This window comes from Geodermatophilus sp. URMC 62, assembly GCF_052931475.1.
Genome location: NZ_JBRFHY010000001.1, coordinates 3,846,544 through 3,861,293 on the forward strand (window position 1 = coordinate 3,846,544; position 14,750 = coordinate 3,861,293).

A 14,750-nucleotide genomic window follows, 5' to 3' on the forward strand; every position below is an offset into this window, starting at 1 on the left:
AGGAGCCGGACGGCCGCCGGCGTCGGGGCAGGTGCAGTGCCGCCGGGTCCTCGACGGCGCGCTGGCGGTCATCGCCCGGAACGGGATCGGCGGGGTGAGCCAGCGGGCCGTCGCGGCTGCGGCCGGCGTCTCCGCCGCGTCGTCCTGTACCACTTCACGTCCGTCGACCAGCCGCTCGCGGCCACGTTGCGGATGGTCGACGCCGGCCACCTGGACCGCCTGCGGGAGGCCTGCTCACCGGGCGCCGACGTCCTCGCCGTGCTCGTCGGGCTCGTGGCGGAGAGCACGAGCACCTCGCGGGAGTTCGCCGTCGCCGAGTTCGAGCTGTACCTGCGCGTGATCCGGGACCCCGAGCTGCGCGGCGAGCTGCAGGCGTGGTGGGACGCCGTCGACGGTGCGGTCGCCCGCCAGGTGCCCGACCCGCACCGGCGGGCCGTGCTCGTCGCCGCGGTCGACGGTCTCCTCCTGCGCCAGCTGGCCGCCGAGCGTCCCCTGGACGCGGCGACCATCCGCGCGCTCCTCGCCTCGGTCGACGCAGGGGCGCCGAGCCGAGTGCGTCCTCCCGGTCCCGGGCCCGGGAGGACGCGCCGAGACGTCAGCAGCAGCAGTCGCAGTCGCAGCCGCAGTCGCAGTCGCCGTTCACACGGAGCACGTCGGGTCACCTCCCTCCTCCGGTGGGCACCACGTGCCGGGGCTCGGGGGAGGGCAGTCGGCCGCCGGGAGGGCGTCGGCCATCGCGGCCATCTGGGCCCTCAGGGTGGTGAGCCGTCGGATCTCGACGTCGACCTCGGCCAGGCGGCGCCGGAGCACCTGCCCGGCCGGCTCGCACGGGCACCGACCCGTGTCGCGGACCGCGAGCAGGTCACGGACGTCGGCCAGGCGCAGGCCCAGCCGCTGGGCTCCGCGGATGAAGCGCAGCCGGTCGAGGGCCTCGGCGCCGTAGCTGCGGTAGCCGGAGGACGTCCTGGCCGGCGGCGGCAGCAGCCCCGCGCGCTCGTACCAGCGGACGGTGTCCGCGCTCACGCCCGCGGCCTCGGCCAGCTCGGAGACCCGGAGCCCTCGGGGGCCGGTGTGGTGACGGCCGTCATGGCGGCGACCGTAGGCCCTGGAGTGCACTCCGAGGTCAAGGGCGCCGTCCCCGCCGCTCCCGCACCGGACGCCTCCGAGGCGGCTCCCGCCCGACGCGGTCCCGCGGTCACGGATGCGCTGGTGTGGCCCGTGTCATACCGTTCCTGCCTGCCGCGTTGGCTCGAGTGAGGAGGCGTCGTGGCTCGGAACATCACCCTGGCGCAGGCCGAGGCGATCATCGGGGCCTGCAAGGCCGAGGCGACCTCGGTCGGGCAGCCGATGAACATCGCCGTGGTCGACGACGGCGGCAACCTGGTCGCGTTCGCCGCCATGGACGACACCAAGCTGATCGGGGAGAGCATCTCGCAGCGCAAGGCGCTGACCGCGGTCCTGTTCCAGATGGACACCCGCGACCTCGTGCCGCTCGTCCAACCGGGCGGGCCGCTCTACGGCATCGAGTCCACCAGCGAGGGCAGGCTCGTCGTCTTCGGTGGCGGGGTGCTGCTGCGCACGTCCGACGGTCAGGTGGCCGGCGGCGTCGGGGTCAGCGCGGGGTCCGTCGACGAGGACCACCAGGTCGCCGAGGCGGGGCGCGCGGCGTTCACCGGCTGACCGGCGGGAGGCGCTGGGCCGGCGCCTCTCGACACCGTGGGTACCGACCCGGTGTACTCCTGGTGCGGGTCGCGGCCGTGTCCAGGCCGCCGGTGCCACCCAGGGCTCGCCCCGGGAAGGACGCGTCATGTGGTCGCAGCGGTCCGGTCGGCGCGGTGTGCTCGGGACTCTCGGGGTCCTCGCCGTCGCGGCCACGACAGTGGTCGCGACGGCGACGACCGCCGCCGGGGCCGCGGACGTCGGCGTCGACGTCGCCCAGCAGGGGACGGGCACCGCCGACGCGGAGTACGTCGTCTCCTTCACCGGCACACCCGAGGCGGCGACGGCCGCGATCCAGGCCGCCGGCGGCACCGTCGAGAGCGTCACCGCGCAGGTCGGCATGGCCCTGGTCTCCTCCGGTGACGCCGCCTTCCTCGAGGAGGTGCGGGCCCAGGACGGGATCGGCGGGGCGGCGCGGAACCACGCCGTCGGCACCGTGCGTCCGGGCATGCCGCACCGCTTCGCCGAGGAACGGCCGCCGGCCGCGCAACGCGGGGCCGGCGGGCCCGCCCGCCCGGACCACCCGGGAGGCCCCGACGCCGAGCCGCTGGCCGGTCTCCAGTGGGACATGGAGATGATCGGCGCGACCCCCGACGGCGCGCACCGCGTCGCGACGGGGAAGGGCGTCGACGTCGGGATCATCGACACCGGGATCGACGCCGGTCACCCCGACATCGCCCCGAACGTCGACGTCGCCCGGTCGCGGAACTTCACGACCGACATCCCGGAGATCGACGGCCCGTGCGAGATGGCGGGCTGCGTCGACCCGGCGGACGTGGACGACAACGGGCACGGCACGCACGTGGCCGGCACCGTCGCCGCGGCCGACAACGGCTTCGGGATCGGGGGCGTGGCACCGGAGGCCACCCTGGTCAACCTGCGCGCCGGCCAGGACTCCGGCTTCTTCTTCCTGTACGAGACGGTCGCGGCGCTCGTGTACGCGGGGGACGCCGGGCTCGACGTCGTCAACACGAGCTTCTACACCGACCCGTGGCTGTACAACTGCTCCTCCCGGGAGGAGTACCTCGAGGGCACCGTGACCGACGAGGAGCTCGCCCAGCAGCGGCTCGTCCGCGAGCTGGTGCTGGACGCGGTCGCCTACGCCCACGACCGGGGGGTCACGCTCGTCGGCTCGGCGGGCAACGAGCACCAGGACCTGGCGGCCACGACGCGCGTCGACGAGACGAGCCCGGACTACCCGCCGGACACGGCCCGGCCGCGGACGGTCGCGAACACCTGCCTGGTCCTGCCCGCCGAGGCGCCACAGGTGATCACCGTGTCGGCGGTCGGCCCGTCGACCACCAAGGCGGACTACTCGAACTACGGGCTCGGGGACGTCGAGATCGCCGCCCCTGGCGGCTGGTCCCGCGACTTCGTCGGGACGCCGCAGTACCAGGTGCCGGGCAACCTGGTCCTGTCGTCGTACCCGCTGGACGTCGCCGTCGCCGAGGGTCTGGCCGACGAGAACGGCCACCCGGTCGACGAGTTCTCCGTGGAGTACTGCGACGCGCAGGGCGTCTGCGGCTTCTACACCTACCTGCAGGGCACCTCGATGGCCTCCCCGCACGTCGTGGGCGTCGCGGCGCTGGTCATGGAGGAGCTGGGCCGCCCCACTCCCCACGGGGGACGCGCCCTGGAACCGGAGACGGTCGCCCGCGTGCTCGCCCAGTCGGCGCAGGACCACGCCTGTCCTGCCGGCGGTGTCGAGGTCTACACCGACGAGGAGCGGCCGCCGGAGTGGAACGCCGCCTGCGAGGGCACGACCGACGTCAACGGTCTCTACGGCGAGGGGATCGTCGACGCGGAGGCGGCCGTGCTGGTCCGGTGACCACCCGCCGGTGAGGCCCGCCGCCCCGGCCGGCCGGTCGAGCCGTCCAGAAAGGCCGCCGCGAACCGCATCCGGTTGGCCGAGGGGCGCGCAGAATGGGGCCACCTCCTCCCCCGGGAGCTGACCATGGCACTGCGACTCCACCTCCCTCACCCGACGACGCGCTCCGCTCCTGCGCGGGAACGGCGCAGCCTCGGCGCCCGCGTGTTCGTCGTGCAGCGCTCCGGTGCCGTCCTCGTGGCACTGTTCCTGCTCGTCTTCGGCCTGCTCGGCTTCGCCGGCGGCCTGGACTTCTTCTCCACCGAGGGTGAGCGCATCCTCGGCATGTCCTCCAACGGCCTGCTGTCCCTCATCTCGGTGGTCGTCGCGCTGGTGCTGCTCGGCGCCGCCGCGCGCGGACCCCGCGTGGCCTCCACCGTGATGATCGTCGTCGGCTCGCTGTTCCTGCTCTCCGCGCTGGGCAACATGGCCGTCCTGCGCACGAGCCTGAACATCCTGGCCTTCGAGTTCAGCAACGTCGCGTTCTCCGTCGTCGTCGGCCTGCTGCTGCTCATGCTCGGCGCCTACGGCCGGATCAGCGGGCACCTGCCCGAGGACAGTCCCTACGCCCACCCGCACGCGCTCGCGGAGACGGACGGGGACGACGGGTTCCCGTCGACGCCGGCGGAGTTCGCCGCCGAGCGGGCGATGCGCGAGGCCGAGGTCGCCGTCGTGCAGCACGTGGCGTCCTTCGACCAGCGCCGCCGGGTGGCCGCGATGGCCCAGGTGACCAGCAGGGCCGACCGCCGGCGGGTGTGGATGTCCTTCGACGAGGACGCGCGGCGCTGACGGCCTGGGTCGCACCGCCGGGCGGCCGGGACGGCCGGCGACCGCAGCGGCCCTGCTCGGGCTCCCGGACGTGGAGAGGACCGTGGCCGGCTGCCTGACCTACCCGCCCAAGCCCCGGCCGGGGGATCGGGTGGCGGTGCTGTCGCCGTCGACGGCGCTACCCGCGGTCTTCCCGCTGCCGTTCGAGCTCGGCCTGCGCCGGCTGCGGGCGGAGTTCGGCCTGGAACCGGTGGAGTTCCCGACCACCCGCATGATGGGCGCGTCCCCGCGGCAGCGGGCGGAGGACCTGCACGCCGCCTTCGCCGATCCGGGGATCACCGCGGTGCTGGTCAGCATCGGTGGGGACGACCAGCTGAAGGTGTTGCGCCACCTCGATCCGCAGCTGGTGGCCGCGCACCCCAAGCCGGTGTTCGGCTACAGCGACGCCACCAACCTGCTGCACCACCTCTGGCGGCTGGGGATCGTCGGCTACCACGGTGGCGCGGTCATGGTCCAGTGGGGCCGGCCGGGGGCGATGCACCCGCTGACCCGGGAGTCGCTGCGCCGGGCGCTGTTCGAGCCAGGGGAGTGGGTGCTGCCGCAGCCGGACGCCTTCACGGACGCGGACCAGGATTGGGCGGAGCCGGCCGCACTGGCGACCGCGCCCGTGCTGGAGCCCGCCCCGGCCTGGTCCTGGCACGGCCCGCCACGGCGGGTCAGCGGCCCCGGCTGGGGAGGCTCCCTGGAAATCGTCGACGTCCAGCTGCGCACCGGCCGCTGGATGCGACCGGACGAGGAGTACGCCGGCGCGGTGCTGCTGCTGGAGACCTCCGAGGAGCTGCCCCCGGCGACCTTCGTGGCCCGGCTGCTGATGTGCCTGGGCGAACGGGGGCTGCTCGGCCGGTTCGCCGCCGTGCTGGTCGGCCGGGCGAAGGCCCGCTTCCTCGGGACGCCGCACTCTCCCGAGCAGCGGCAGGCCTATCGGGAGGAACAGCACCAGGCCGTGCTGGCGGCGCTGTCGGAGTACGCGCCGGACGCGGTCGCGGTCCTCGACGTGGACTTCGGCCACACGGACCCCCAGCTCGTCCTCCCGCACGGCGGCGAGATCACCGTCGACGGCCGGGCCCGGACGATCACCGTCCGGTACTGACGCTCCGGCACGCACCGGACCGCTGGCGTCGGCACCGCCTGTCGAGACCGAGGACGACGAGGCCGCCCCGGGCGCACCGTGCCTGCGTCACCGGCGCCGCGCGATGAGCACGACCAGGTCGATGGCGGCCAGCAGCGTCGCCCGCCGGCCGGCTGTCCGGAGGCTCCGGTGCCAGTGCTGCACGTCCTCGGAGCTGAGTGATCCGTCGTCGACGGCGAGTCGCTCGGCGAGGTCCAGGTGCGCGATCTGACGGACCACCGTCGGGTCACCACTGGTGAGTGGGTGGACCGTGACGGACAGGATCTCCAGCGGCAGATCGGCGGCGTGGCGGAGCAGGTCCCGGCCTGCCGTGGGATGGCGCGCCACCTGACCCAGCAGGGCCGCGACGATGCGGCGCTCGATCTCGACGGGCCCGCAGCCGATCGACAGCGAGGCCCAGTCGGTGTCGATGAGCACCAGGCGTCCACCGACCCGGGTCACCCTGGTCATCTCGCGGATGGCGCCGGCCGGATCGGCCACGTGCTGCAGCAGGCGCTCCGCGCGCACGGCGTCGAAGCTGCCAGAGCAGAACGGCAGGGCGTGCGCGTCGGCCCGGACGAGGCACGGACGTGGATCGTCGCCGCCCCGTGCTGCGGCGAGCAGGTCGGCGTCGTGGTCGACCCCGATCACCTGGCGGCTCCTCCCGGCCAGTGCTCGCACATCCAGGCCGGGCCCGCACCCCAGGTCGAGCACGCGTGCCGCCGGGCTGAGGTCGAGTGCCTCGTAGCTGGTGGCCTTCAGCTCCGCGGCCGCGACCGCGGCCTGGCGCAGGTACTCAGCACCGACCCGGGTGTCGGTCATGCCCGTTCCCCTCCCTCCGGCCGGTGTGACGGGCCCCCGATCCGGCGTCCGGCCCGGCGGCGCGCACGGTGCAGCGTCATCCGGACCAGCACCGGCCACGGTGACCCGTTCCGCTTGAGGAAGACCCAGCCATCGCGCTCCTGCCCGTCGACGGTGACCGGACCGCGGTAGAGCAGGTCGGCGTGCACCGTGCGGTAGAGCCGGTGCAGGCCGGGCTGCTCGGTGCCGAAGAGCACCAGCTCGGCGCCGGTGGCCCGGATCCGCCGGAGGAGGGTGCCCCAGAACAACGCGGACAGCGCGCCACCCCGGTGTCCGGCCCCGAGCCACACGCAGGTGACGTCCACGAGGCTGCGCCCCGCCAGCCGGCCGGCGAGTTCCTCCCGCTCCGGCCTCGGCAGTCGCTGCAGGGTGCGCAGGGGCGCCGCGTCTGACAGAACGCCCCCGCCCACCAGCCGCCCCTGCATGACCATGCCCAGGACCTGGGAGCGGCGCAGGTGCCGCTCGGGTACCCGGTATCCCGAAGCCCGCTCGTACTCCTCGGCGAACGTCTGCAGGGCGTCCTCCCCGTGCAACGCCGTGACGTGCGGCGGCCGACCGAGGCGCCGGACCAGCCTGCCCGCGCGGGCAGGGGCAGCACTCGGACGGGCGGATCGAGCGGGAGGGGAGGTGCCCTTCCCCGGCCACTCATCGCGGAGCGGCGCGCTCACCGCACTCATCGGCCACCTCGCACCAGGACGTGAACGGTCACGGGTTCGTGCCGCTCCCGTATGAGCGCGCGTCGGCCGAGGAGATACCTGCAGAGGTCCTCGGACGAGATCCCCGAGTGGAGGTGACGTCCCGGGCCGTGCGGACCGGCGACGGCCAGGCCATCGGGTGGCCGGGGATCTCGATGCCGTCGGTGGGAGCCTTCCTCCAGTCCTCCTCCAGTGACCAGCCGCAGCGCAACCGGCGCACGCCCCGCAGCCGACCGTCGGCGGTGGAGGGCTCGGCGGTCTCGCCGTCAGAGCAGCGGGACGCGCAGGATCTGGCCCGGGCGGATGAGGTCCGGGTCGGTGAGGACGTCCCTGTTGGCCTCGAAGACGTCGCCGGCCCGGGTGTCGTGCCCCTCGTTCCGTGCGATGGCGCTGAGGGTGTCACCTCGCTGGACCTCGTAGAGCTTCCAGCCCTGCAGTCCGGAGAAGAGAGTCACGCTGATCTCGTTCAGGTCCGGACCGGGCGGGTGCTGCCCCGACGGGTCGTCCCCGAAGACCTGCAGGGTTACGTGCGTCCCACGGGCCGACACGGCCGGGTCCAGCGAGACGTCGTGCCCGAAGTCGTCCAGAACGCCCATCGAGCCGGCGCCGTCGATCCTCCCCTCGCCGAGCACGTCCTGCCCGACCAGTCGCCACAGCACCGTCGCCTCGAAGCCGGTACCGAACCCGGCGATGGTGAAGGTCCGACCGATCACGTCGTGCTCGGCCGGTTGTCGGACCTCGATGAGACGGACCACCCCACACCTCCTGTGACCTGCCGACGGCGGCATGGTCCCGCCGGTGGCGTCACCCGAGCGTCACGGGCCGCCCGACCGTGGGTCCGGCCGGGTCGGTGGTGGAGCGACCGTCATCAGGCGGACACCTCGGGTGCCGGGAGGACGTCGCCAGGTCCTCGAGCCGGATCGCCGTCCAGGGAGGTCCTCGGGCGAGTGAGCGCCGTGCCAGCCCTCCGGGAGCGGTCGGATCACCCCTCAGCGCTGGTGGGACGCCTGGCGCGGCTCGGCTGGACCCGCATCGGCTCGCCCGGCATCTTCGGGGAGCGGACCACGGAAGCACTGTCCAGGGCGGTGATTCCGCAGGTCGGCGTCGAGCACCAGTGGTTGGGTCTTCAAGCGCGTTCCGGCGTCCGGACCGGCACGGAGGTACCGGTCAGCCGTAGACGTCGGCGCGGTGCGAGATGCGCACGACCCTGACGAGGACCTCGTCGTCGTGGATCGAGTAGACGACGCGGTACTGGCCCCGTCGCGCGGACCAATAGCCCTCGAGTTCGAAGCGGAGCGGCTTCCCGACGCGGTAGGGGTCCGCAGCCAGCGGCCCGTAGAGGAAGTCGACGACCGCGACGGCCACCCGCTCGGGGAGGTCCCGCTCGATGGCCCGCTTGGCCGCTGCCGAGAGGACGACGGTGTACCGAGGAGGGCCGGTCACCGCCGGCGGGCCGCGAGTGCGGCCCGCACCTCGGCCTCGCCGTAGACCTCACCGGCGGCCATGGCTTCCTCGGCCTGCCCGATCTCCGAGCGCGCTCGGGGATCGGAGAGGATCTCCAGGGTCTCCATCAGGGACTCGTAGTCCTCGACGGCGAGGATGACCGCGACCGGACTGCCGTTCCTGGTGACGGTGACGCGCTCGTGCGTGCCGGCGACCTCGTCGATCACCTGACTGAAGTGCGCCTTGACCGCCGCCAGGGACTGCGTCGTCATGACCTCAATTCTGGTCAACGACCCCACTGTGGTCAAGCAGCCCGATCGGACCGTCCCTCGTACTGTTCGTCAGGAGGACGGCCGCTGCGACGGTCCCGTCAGTCGCGGGTGGCGCGCGGGCTCGCGGGCGCGAGACGGCTGGACCCGCCGAACGGCTGACGTGCCGACTCAGGACTCGGGTTCGCCCTGCTGGACCTCGCGTTCGGGGATCTCGTCGACGGCCACCGGCACGCTCCCAGCGGGCCCGAAGACCCTGGTGGCGGCCGTGATCGTGCCCTTGAGGACGTACTGCACGTAGTTCGCAGCGGCCATGGGCCCCAGGCCGAAGGGCAGCAGTCCGGCCAGGAGTGGCGGACCGACGGCCAGCGCCCATGCCCGGAGGATCTCCGACTGCGAGGCGGCGATCTCCTGTCGCTCCGTCTTCGTCAGGGCCGCCAGGGCGTCATAGGCGGCGGTGGTGCCCACCAGCGAAGCGTGGCGTCCCAGGATGGCGTCGGGACGGATCCTCCCGGTCCTGTCGAGCTTGACCGCTCCCTCCGTGAGGACCACCAGGACGGCAGTGCGGGTCAGTTCGGGGTCGGTGAGGTCTCTGTCGAACAGCAGTCCGACCTTGACCGCCGCGCTCACCGCCTCCTTCAGGACCTCCCTCAGGGCGACCGGCACCGCGGCAGCGGAGATGGCCGTGCCCACGCCCGGGAGGATCGACGGCAGCGAGAAGGAGACGGCTCGAGCGGCCCTCATCCGGTTTCCACGCGTCACCTGGTCGACCAGGTTCGCCGGCGCGACCAGCGGCTTGCCCGCACGGACCTTGTCGACGACCTTCTGTGCATCCTCCAGCGAGGGCTGCAGGGTCCGGTTGATCAACGCCATCGCACGGTCGACGGTCGCTTCGAGGTCGAACTCCGGCTTCGGGAGGTTGAAACCGCCGGTCACGTGGGTCTCCTGTCTGTGGGTGACTCGTGCAGGATGGCAGTTGGCCACCCGTGACGCAGGCCCGGACGGTCCCGCTGCACGGCTGGGCGCGTGGCCTGTCGTCGTCGTCGGGGGAGTTGCCGCTCGAGGACTCCACCTGCCCGTGGTGGCTCCGACGGCGTGACCCTCGAGGAGTCCTGTGCGACGGGGAACGTGCAGTCACGCAGGGCACGACGCCCGACCGGCCACCATCCGCGTACGCGAGGAGGGGCAGCAGGCACGCTGGCTCGGTAGGCGGCGGATGAGTCGCATCCGAACCGGCTGCGGCGCGTCCTGACGGAACCCGGCCGGATCCGCTCGCGCAGTCCCTGGCTACTGAGGCTGGTCCTCGTCCGGCCGGTCCCGGCGTCCGTTCTGGGGCAGGACGCCGTCGGGGTCCACCTGGCGCTCGAACCGGTCGAGCATCGCGCGACGTGCCGGCTCCGTCCGCGCGCTGGGGTCGGCGGTCCTCGCCCACGACCCCTGCGCGGCGAGCCGCGCGATGAGGGAGTGGTCGGCCGTCATGGGACTGAGGCTGCGGCTGCTTCTCCGGTCCGTCCCCGGGCGACGCGGGAGCCGTCCGGGCCCGCCCGGTGGGGGAGCGGACGGCTCCGGTTCCTCTGCAGTTGTCCTCGAGCGGCCGAGGATCTCCGAGGCCACCGTGAGCGGGACGCCGCGGGTGAGCATCATGCTGGCCGCTCGCGGATGAGCGAGCTCCGGTCGTCTGGTGACGCCGGAGAGGTGGAGAGGGTTCGGTGTCCTGGATCCGGACCGCGCAACAGGACGACTCAGTCGACCGGCAGGCACGCCCAGACGTGCTTTCGGTCGCCTCGTACCTCCCATCCACGTGCGAAGCTCAGGTGCGCGACCACGTGCAGCCCCATGCCTCCGAGTGCGGGATCCCGTCCCGTGGCCGGCTCCGGTCCGTTGTGAGGATCGGCATCGCTCACCTCCAGCAGGAGGCACTGCGCGGCGAGCACGGCACGCACCCGCACGGGTACGCCACCGTGCCGCAGCCCGTTGGCGGCCAACTCGTCCATGGCGAGCAACAACCCGTCGAGGACCGTGGTGCTCATGCCGCCGTCGGAGGCGGCGGACGGCAGCCAGGACCGCAAGCCGGCCCGCACCTCTCGGAGCTGGTGCGCGGCGGTGATCTCGGTCTCGTAGCGCGGTCCCACGGTCACGGGACAAGGCCGCTTCAGCCAGTTTCCCTGGAACATCGGCTCGTTTCGGTCGGCGTCGTCCGTAAGGGATGCCCTGTCATCGACACTGGCAACCACTCATCGACGTCCTCGGTCACCGACCGCTCCTCCGCAGCAACGCCGCTCAGGAGGACGCCGGCAGCGCGGTCTGCCGGCACTGTGCTCGCAGTCGACCTGCCCGGTGTGGCGCTCGGCGGCACAGCGCCCAGATCTTGCGACGCCGTCCTCGGTCGCAAGATGGTGGTGGACCCGTCACGGCAGTGATCGTGGGACCGGAGCCGGTCGCCTCCCGCCACCCACCTGCTCCTGTACCGACGGCAGTACGGACCACGCGCAGCAGGTCAGCGCACCGGCAGTCGTGCCCTCCGCCCTGTCGTGCGACAGCCTCTGCAGCGCCACCGAGGCGATACTCCCCGCGGACGACCGCGGTCGCGCACGTCGACTCGTCGCACCTGTCCCACGCCGCCGGCCTGCATGGCTGGGTCGACGGGTGAGCGCGCGACGAGGGCGTGAGAGCAGCGACCCGGATGCCGGGTCCAGTCACTCGTCTGCGACCTCCGGTCGCGGCGCAGTGACCGCGCTCGGCTGCGACGACCAGGCGGCGGCGACCAGGCGGCGGCGACCAGACGTCGGCGACCAGACGTCGGCGACCGAGCCCATGGGTCGGTGGCCCACAACCCGATGGCTTGCGACGCACACTGCGGGAGGCCAGACTTGCGTCAGGTCCAACAGCGGGCCAGCGCAGACCATCGCGGCGATGGCCTGTTCGCCCTTCTGAACCGGCGTCGAGTGGGTGTCCGTGCAAAGCCTCCTCTGCCTTCCATCCCCCTCGACTCCTGCTCGTTGCAGGATCGATCTGGCAACCGGCCAGCTCACGCTGCGCGGCGACCTCGATGACCGTCTACAGCCGCAGCTGGCGGCGTGCGTCACCGCCCTGACAGCGGCACGACCCCGGGTGTGGCTCGTCGATCTCCGGGGTGTCACCTTCTGCGATGTCCCGAGCCTGCGGGTGTTCGTGGCGCTCCAGGGTGCGGCACGGCGGCGCAGTGCTGACCTACTGCTCGTGGGGGCCACGCCAGCCCTGCGCGATCTCCTCGATCTCGTCGGACTCGGATCCCATCTCGTCGACGCACCCGAGCCGAGTGAGCTGGCGAGTGCGGGCGTGCCTGGCGACGACCGCGCGTGATGGGCGTGTCGCGCGCGGCAGCGATCGCGGACCCCGATCCGGACCGGAGCGCCGAGGCTGCGCACGCCCGCTCCCGCGACACGGTGGTGCGCTTCTCCCATGAGATGAGCACCGTTGAGCTGCCCGCTCCAGGACCTCCTCGGCCCACGCCGCTGTTCTTCTGCGACGGGGGCATCGGCGCCTGCCCATCCCGCAGTCAGACCGTTCGAGTCGACACCTGAGCGGACGCCGGCCACACCGCGGCTCGCCGTTGCGACCACCGCACACGACCACGTGCTGGAGCGCGGTGTCCGCACGGGCTTCGCGCGAGGGGAGCCGTCGCCGTGGCGCTACCGTCGTCGTCGCCAGGTGCCCAGCTGGCATGGGGCGGTTCGTCGAGTTCCAGTGACGGTGGGGCCCTCTGTCGCAGGAGCTGCTCCCCAACGAGCCAACGGGCCGGTCAGCGCCGGTCCGGTGACCGTGCCGCCAGGCCGCAGGGATCCGCACCACGTCCGCAGCGCAGCCCTTCTCGTGCAGCTCGGACCGTGGTGTCTCGTCGCGGCCGGTGGCCGTGGGGCATCGGCGTGACGCTCGCCCGTCGGCGAACCAGTGAGCCCTGCGTGCCAGAGCGAGCGCTGTCGCGGTCACCTGCTACCGGTCGCGCGGAGCAGACCCGTCGAGTTCGTCGGCACGCGCCAGCTCACAGTCGGCGTCAGTAGAGAGACGGCGAGCCCGCTCGCGGGCTGCGTCAGCGTCGCGACTGGGCTCGAGACCGTGGTCGGCGATGTCGAGCAGCTGGTCTTCGATCTGGTGCAGGTGTTCCCCGAGCCGTCGATGTCCGTGAGCGAGGCGCTGGTCTCCTGGTGCGTCGCCCAGCGGCCGGTCAGCGCCCGGCACTCGGATGCCGCCGTTTTGCGGCGAGCCGGTGCAGCGACGCGACCAGCCGATCGGCTCAAGCGCGTCGCTGGTGAGCGCGGTGGAGGAGGTCGGCGGCGGCCCGGGTGGCGCGCAGCTCCAGCAGTTGCGCGGTCTCCTGGTGCAACACAGCCTCACGGAGTCGGTCCAGCTCGGCCGAGCCTGTGGGGACCTCCGGCCACTCCCGCTGGGACCTCACGACCTGATCGTCGTTCGCGCCACCTCCGGCAGCGAGTCGATCACCGCGGCGATCCGGACTGCCCCGAGTCCCACCCTCGAACGACGCCGGTCGTCGACCGCCCTCGGCTGCCTGGCGACCGCACCGGAAGGAGTGGCGGTGCTCGACGTCGCCGTTCCCAACCGGAGGTCCCCGATGCCGGCCGGCTGGCATCCCCGACGGCGGCGGCTGCCGCTACGTCGGCCGGGCCCGGGGCAGACGCCATCGCGCCGCCACCCGGGGCACGCCGCGCACCGCCTGGCGAGATCCGAAGATGGGCACCGCGTTCGTGCACACCGTGCTCGATGACCACAGCCGGGTGGCCTACGCCGAGATCCACGACGACGAGACCGCCGCCACCGCCATCGGCGTGCTGCGCCGCGCGGTGGCCTGGTTCGCCGCCCGCGGGATCACCATCGAGCGGGTGCTCAGCGACAACGGCTCGGCCCACCGATCACCCGCTTGACCAACTGTCCGAGCAGCACAGCTGGACCACCGCGAGTCTCATGATGGCGCATCTTCGCTGCTGGGACGCCTGGCGCGGCTCGGTTGGACCCGCATCGGCTCGCCCGGCATCTTCGGGAAGCGAAACCCGAAAGCGCTGTTCAGAGCGGTAAGAGCCCAGGTCGCGCCTGAACGGAAGTGGGCGGATTATCGGGCGAGTTGCCGTGCCTCAAGCGGCGCAGGAAATCGCCCGTGCCCATGCCACCACGACGCCGTTCACGGTAGCGGGCTCGTTGCCGCGCAGAGTCGCGGACTCGCGGGTTGTCATAGCCCTTGTCCCCGTGCAGCTTGATCGGCCGGCGCCGCGGATGGCCGCGACCACCCCGTTTGATCGCCGGAAACGAGTCCAGGATCGGCTCGACGAAGAGGCTGTCGTGCCGGTTCGCGGCCGAGACCAGCACGTCCAGCGGCAACCCGTGCACGTCGACGAGCAGGTGGTATTTGCTGCCGGCCTTGCCTCGGTCGGTGGGGTTCGGGCCGGTCAGCTCCCCCCTTTCGCCCGGACGCTGACCGAGTCGAGATTGGCGCGCGACCAGTCCAGCCGGCCGTGCTCGCCGAGCCGGTCCAAGACGACCTGGTGCAGCCGGTCGAACACGCCTGCTTCGGCCCAGTCGTGCATCCGGCGCCAGCAGGTCCAGCCCGAGCCGTAGCCGAGCTTGATGGGGAGCTTAGGCCGGCCGATGCCGGTGGAGAGCACGAAGGCGATGCCCTACAGCACGTCCCGGTCGTACGTGCGGGGCCGGCCGGTGCGACCGTGCACGGCCGGCTTGCGCGGTGGGATCAGCGGCTCGACCAGCGCCCACAGCTCGTCACTGATCAGCCGCGGCAGCGGGGAACACGCCGGCGACGACATGCCCGGCACCCTGAACGGATGGCGTACTGACTGCCAGGGCCTGGGGACCTACGCCCGCAACGTCTTCTTAGCGCTGAAGTCGCGCAACCACGCCGGTGTCGCCCTCGTGCATCCCCTCGCACCGCCACCCGAGCGGCGCGGTGACGCTCC

The 14,750-nt window shown here is 72.8% G+C and carries 14 protein-coding genes and 3 pseudogenes; 7 read left to right on the forward strand and 10 right to left on the reverse strand.

Annotation, left to right across the window (positions count from 1 at the left end; genetic code table 11):
• Positions 1 to 192: 192 nt before the first annotated feature.
• Positions 193 to 468, forward strand: a pseudogene (locus tag ACU616_RS18690) (hypothetical protein); the annotation flags it as partial.
• A gap of 171 nt (positions 469 to 639) precedes the next feature.
• Here ACU616_RS18690 and ACU616_RS18695 read toward each other — a convergent pair.
• The gene (locus ACU616_RS18695) at positions 640 to 1,116 is read right to left on the reverse strand and encodes a heavy metal-responsive transcriptional regulator (protein ID WP_446759917.1); all 477 of its coding nucleotides are present in this window, start codon (positions 1,114 to 1,116) and stop codon (positions 640 to 642) included.
• A 150-nt stretch (positions 1,117 to 1,266) separates the two neighbouring features.
• On the opposite strand from ACU616_RS18695, the gene ACU616_RS18700 reads away from it, so the two are divergent.
• From ACU616_RS18700 to ACU616_RS18715, 4 genes are all read left to right on the forward strand, one after another.
• Positions 1,267 to 1,680, forward strand: a complete 414-nt coding sequence (locus ACU616_RS18700) for a GlcG/HbpS family heme-binding protein (protein ID WP_446759918.1) — start codon at positions 1,267 to 1,269, stop codon at positions 1,678 to 1,680.
• A 127-nt stretch (positions 1,681 to 1,807) separates the two neighbouring features.
• Positions 1,808 to 3,547, forward strand: coding sequence for a S8 family peptidase (locus ACU616_RS18705; RefSeq protein WP_446759919.1), 1,740 nt, complete (start codon positions 1,808 to 1,810; stop codon positions 3,545 to 3,547).
• A gap of 126 nt (positions 3,548 to 3,673) precedes the next feature.
• The gene (locus ACU616_RS18710) at positions 3,674 to 4,375 is read left to right on the forward strand and encodes a DUF4383 domain-containing protein (protein ID WP_446759920.1); all 702 of its coding nucleotides are present in this window, start codon (positions 3,674 to 3,676) and stop codon (positions 4,373 to 4,375) included.
• Positions 4,376 to 4,457: 82 nt separating this feature from the next.
• Positions 4,458 to 5,504, forward strand: coding sequence for a S66 family peptidase (locus tag ACU616_RS18715; RefSeq protein ID WP_446759921.1), 1,047 nt, complete (start codon positions 4,458 to 4,460; stop codon positions 5,502 to 5,504).
• Positions 5,505 to 5,591: 87 nt separating this feature from the next.
• Here ACU616_RS18715 and ACU616_RS18720 read toward each other — a convergent pair whose 3' ends face one another.
• From ACU616_RS18720 to ACU616_RS18755, 8 genes are all read right to left on the reverse strand, one after another.
• Complete coding sequence (locus ACU616_RS18720) at positions 5,592 to 6,344, reverse strand: methyltransferase domain-containing protein (RefSeq protein ID WP_446759922.1); 753 nt, start codon at positions 6,342 to 6,344, stop codon at positions 5,592 to 5,594.
• The gene (locus ACU616_RS18725; protein ID WP_446759923.1) at positions 6,341 to 6,916 is read right to left on the reverse strand and encodes a hypothetical protein; all 576 of its coding nucleotides are present in this window, start codon (positions 6,914 to 6,916) and stop codon (positions 6,341 to 6,343) included. Before ACU616_RS18725 ends, ACU616_RS18720 begins: the two co-directional genes overlap by 4 nt.
• Positions 6,917 to 7,344: 428 nt before the next feature.
• Complete coding sequence (locus ACU616_RS18730; protein WP_446759924.1) at positions 7,345 to 7,833, reverse strand: Gmad2 immunoglobulin-like domain-containing protein; 489 nt, start codon at positions 7,831 to 7,833, stop codon at positions 7,345 to 7,347.
• Positions 7,834 to 8,245: 412 nt separating this feature from the next.
• Complete coding sequence (locus ACU616_RS18735; protein ID WP_446759925.1) at positions 8,246 to 8,521, reverse strand: type II toxin-antitoxin system RelE family toxin; 276 nt, start codon at positions 8,519 to 8,521, stop codon at positions 8,246 to 8,248.
• Positions 8,518 to 8,793: a type II toxin-antitoxin system Phd/YefM family antitoxin gene (locus ACU616_RS18740; RefSeq protein ID WP_446759926.1), complete on the reverse strand. Its 276-nt coding sequence runs from the start codon at positions 8,791 to 8,793 to the stop codon at positions 8,518 to 8,520. Before ACU616_RS18740 ends, ACU616_RS18735 begins: the two co-directional genes overlap by 4 nt.
• A 168-nt stretch (positions 8,794 to 8,961) precedes the next feature.
• On the reverse strand, positions 8,962 to 9,726 hold the full coding sequence (locus ACU616_RS18745; RefSeq protein WP_446759927.1) for a hypothetical protein: 765 nt from the start codon (positions 9,724 to 9,726) through the stop codon (positions 8,962 to 8,964).
• 351 nt (positions 9,727 to 10,077) lie between these two features.
• The gene (locus ACU616_RS18750) at positions 10,078 to 10,269 is read right to left on the reverse strand and encodes a hypothetical protein (protein WP_446759928.1); all 192 of its coding nucleotides are present in this window, start codon (positions 10,267 to 10,269) and stop codon (positions 10,078 to 10,080) included.
• A 263-nt stretch (positions 10,270 to 10,532) separates the two neighbouring features.
• Complete coding sequence (locus ACU616_RS18755) at positions 10,533 to 11,024, reverse strand: ATP-binding protein (RefSeq protein WP_446759929.1); 492 nt, start codon at positions 11,022 to 11,024, stop codon at positions 10,533 to 10,535.
• 721 nt (positions 11,025 to 11,745) lie between these two features.
• Here ACU616_RS18755 and ACU616_RS18760 point away from each other — a divergent pair.
• A complete protein-coding gene (locus tag ACU616_RS18760) occupies positions 11,746 to 12,132 on the forward strand; it encodes an STAS domain-containing protein (protein ID WP_446759930.1) in 387 nt (128 codons plus the stop codon).
• A 1,283-nt stretch (positions 12,133 to 13,415) separates the two neighbouring features.
• Positions 13,416 to 13,700 (forward strand): annotated as a pseudogene (locus tag ACU616_RS18765) (DDE-type integrase/transposase/recombinase); the annotation flags it as partial.
• A 277-nt stretch (positions 13,701 to 13,977) separates the two neighbouring features.
• On the opposite strand, the pseudogene ACU616_RS18770 reads toward ACU616_RS18765, so the two are convergent.
• Positions 13,978 to 14,600: pseudogene (locus tag ACU616_RS18770) on the reverse strand (IS5 family transposase); the annotation flags it as partial.
• Positions 14,601 to 14,750: the final 150 nt, after the last annotated feature.

What these genes read in the sequence shown, in the direction of transcription:
- ACU616_RS18750 (WP_446759928.1), bottom strand. Translation starts at nt 10,269, where the DNA reads ATGACGGCCGACCACTCCCTCATCGCGCGGCTCGCCGCGCAGGGGTCG.
- ACU616_RS18705 (WP_446759919.1), top strand. Translation starts at nt 1,808, where the DNA reads ATGTGGTCGCAGCGGTCCGGTCGGCGCGGTGTGCTCGGGACTCTCGGG.
- ACU616_RS18740 (WP_446759926.1), bottom strand. Translation starts at nt 8,793, where the DNA reads ATGACGACGCAGTCCCTGGCGGCGGTCAAGGCGCACTTCAGTCAGGTG.
- ACU616_RS18720 (WP_446759922.1), bottom strand. Translation starts at nt 6,344, where the DNA reads ATGACCGACACCCGGGTCGGTGCTGAGTACCTGCGCCAGGCCGCGGTC.
- ACU616_RS18710 (WP_446759920.1), top strand. Translation starts at nt 3,674, where the DNA reads ATGGCACTGCGACTCCACCTCCCTCACCCGACGACGCGCTCCGCTCCT.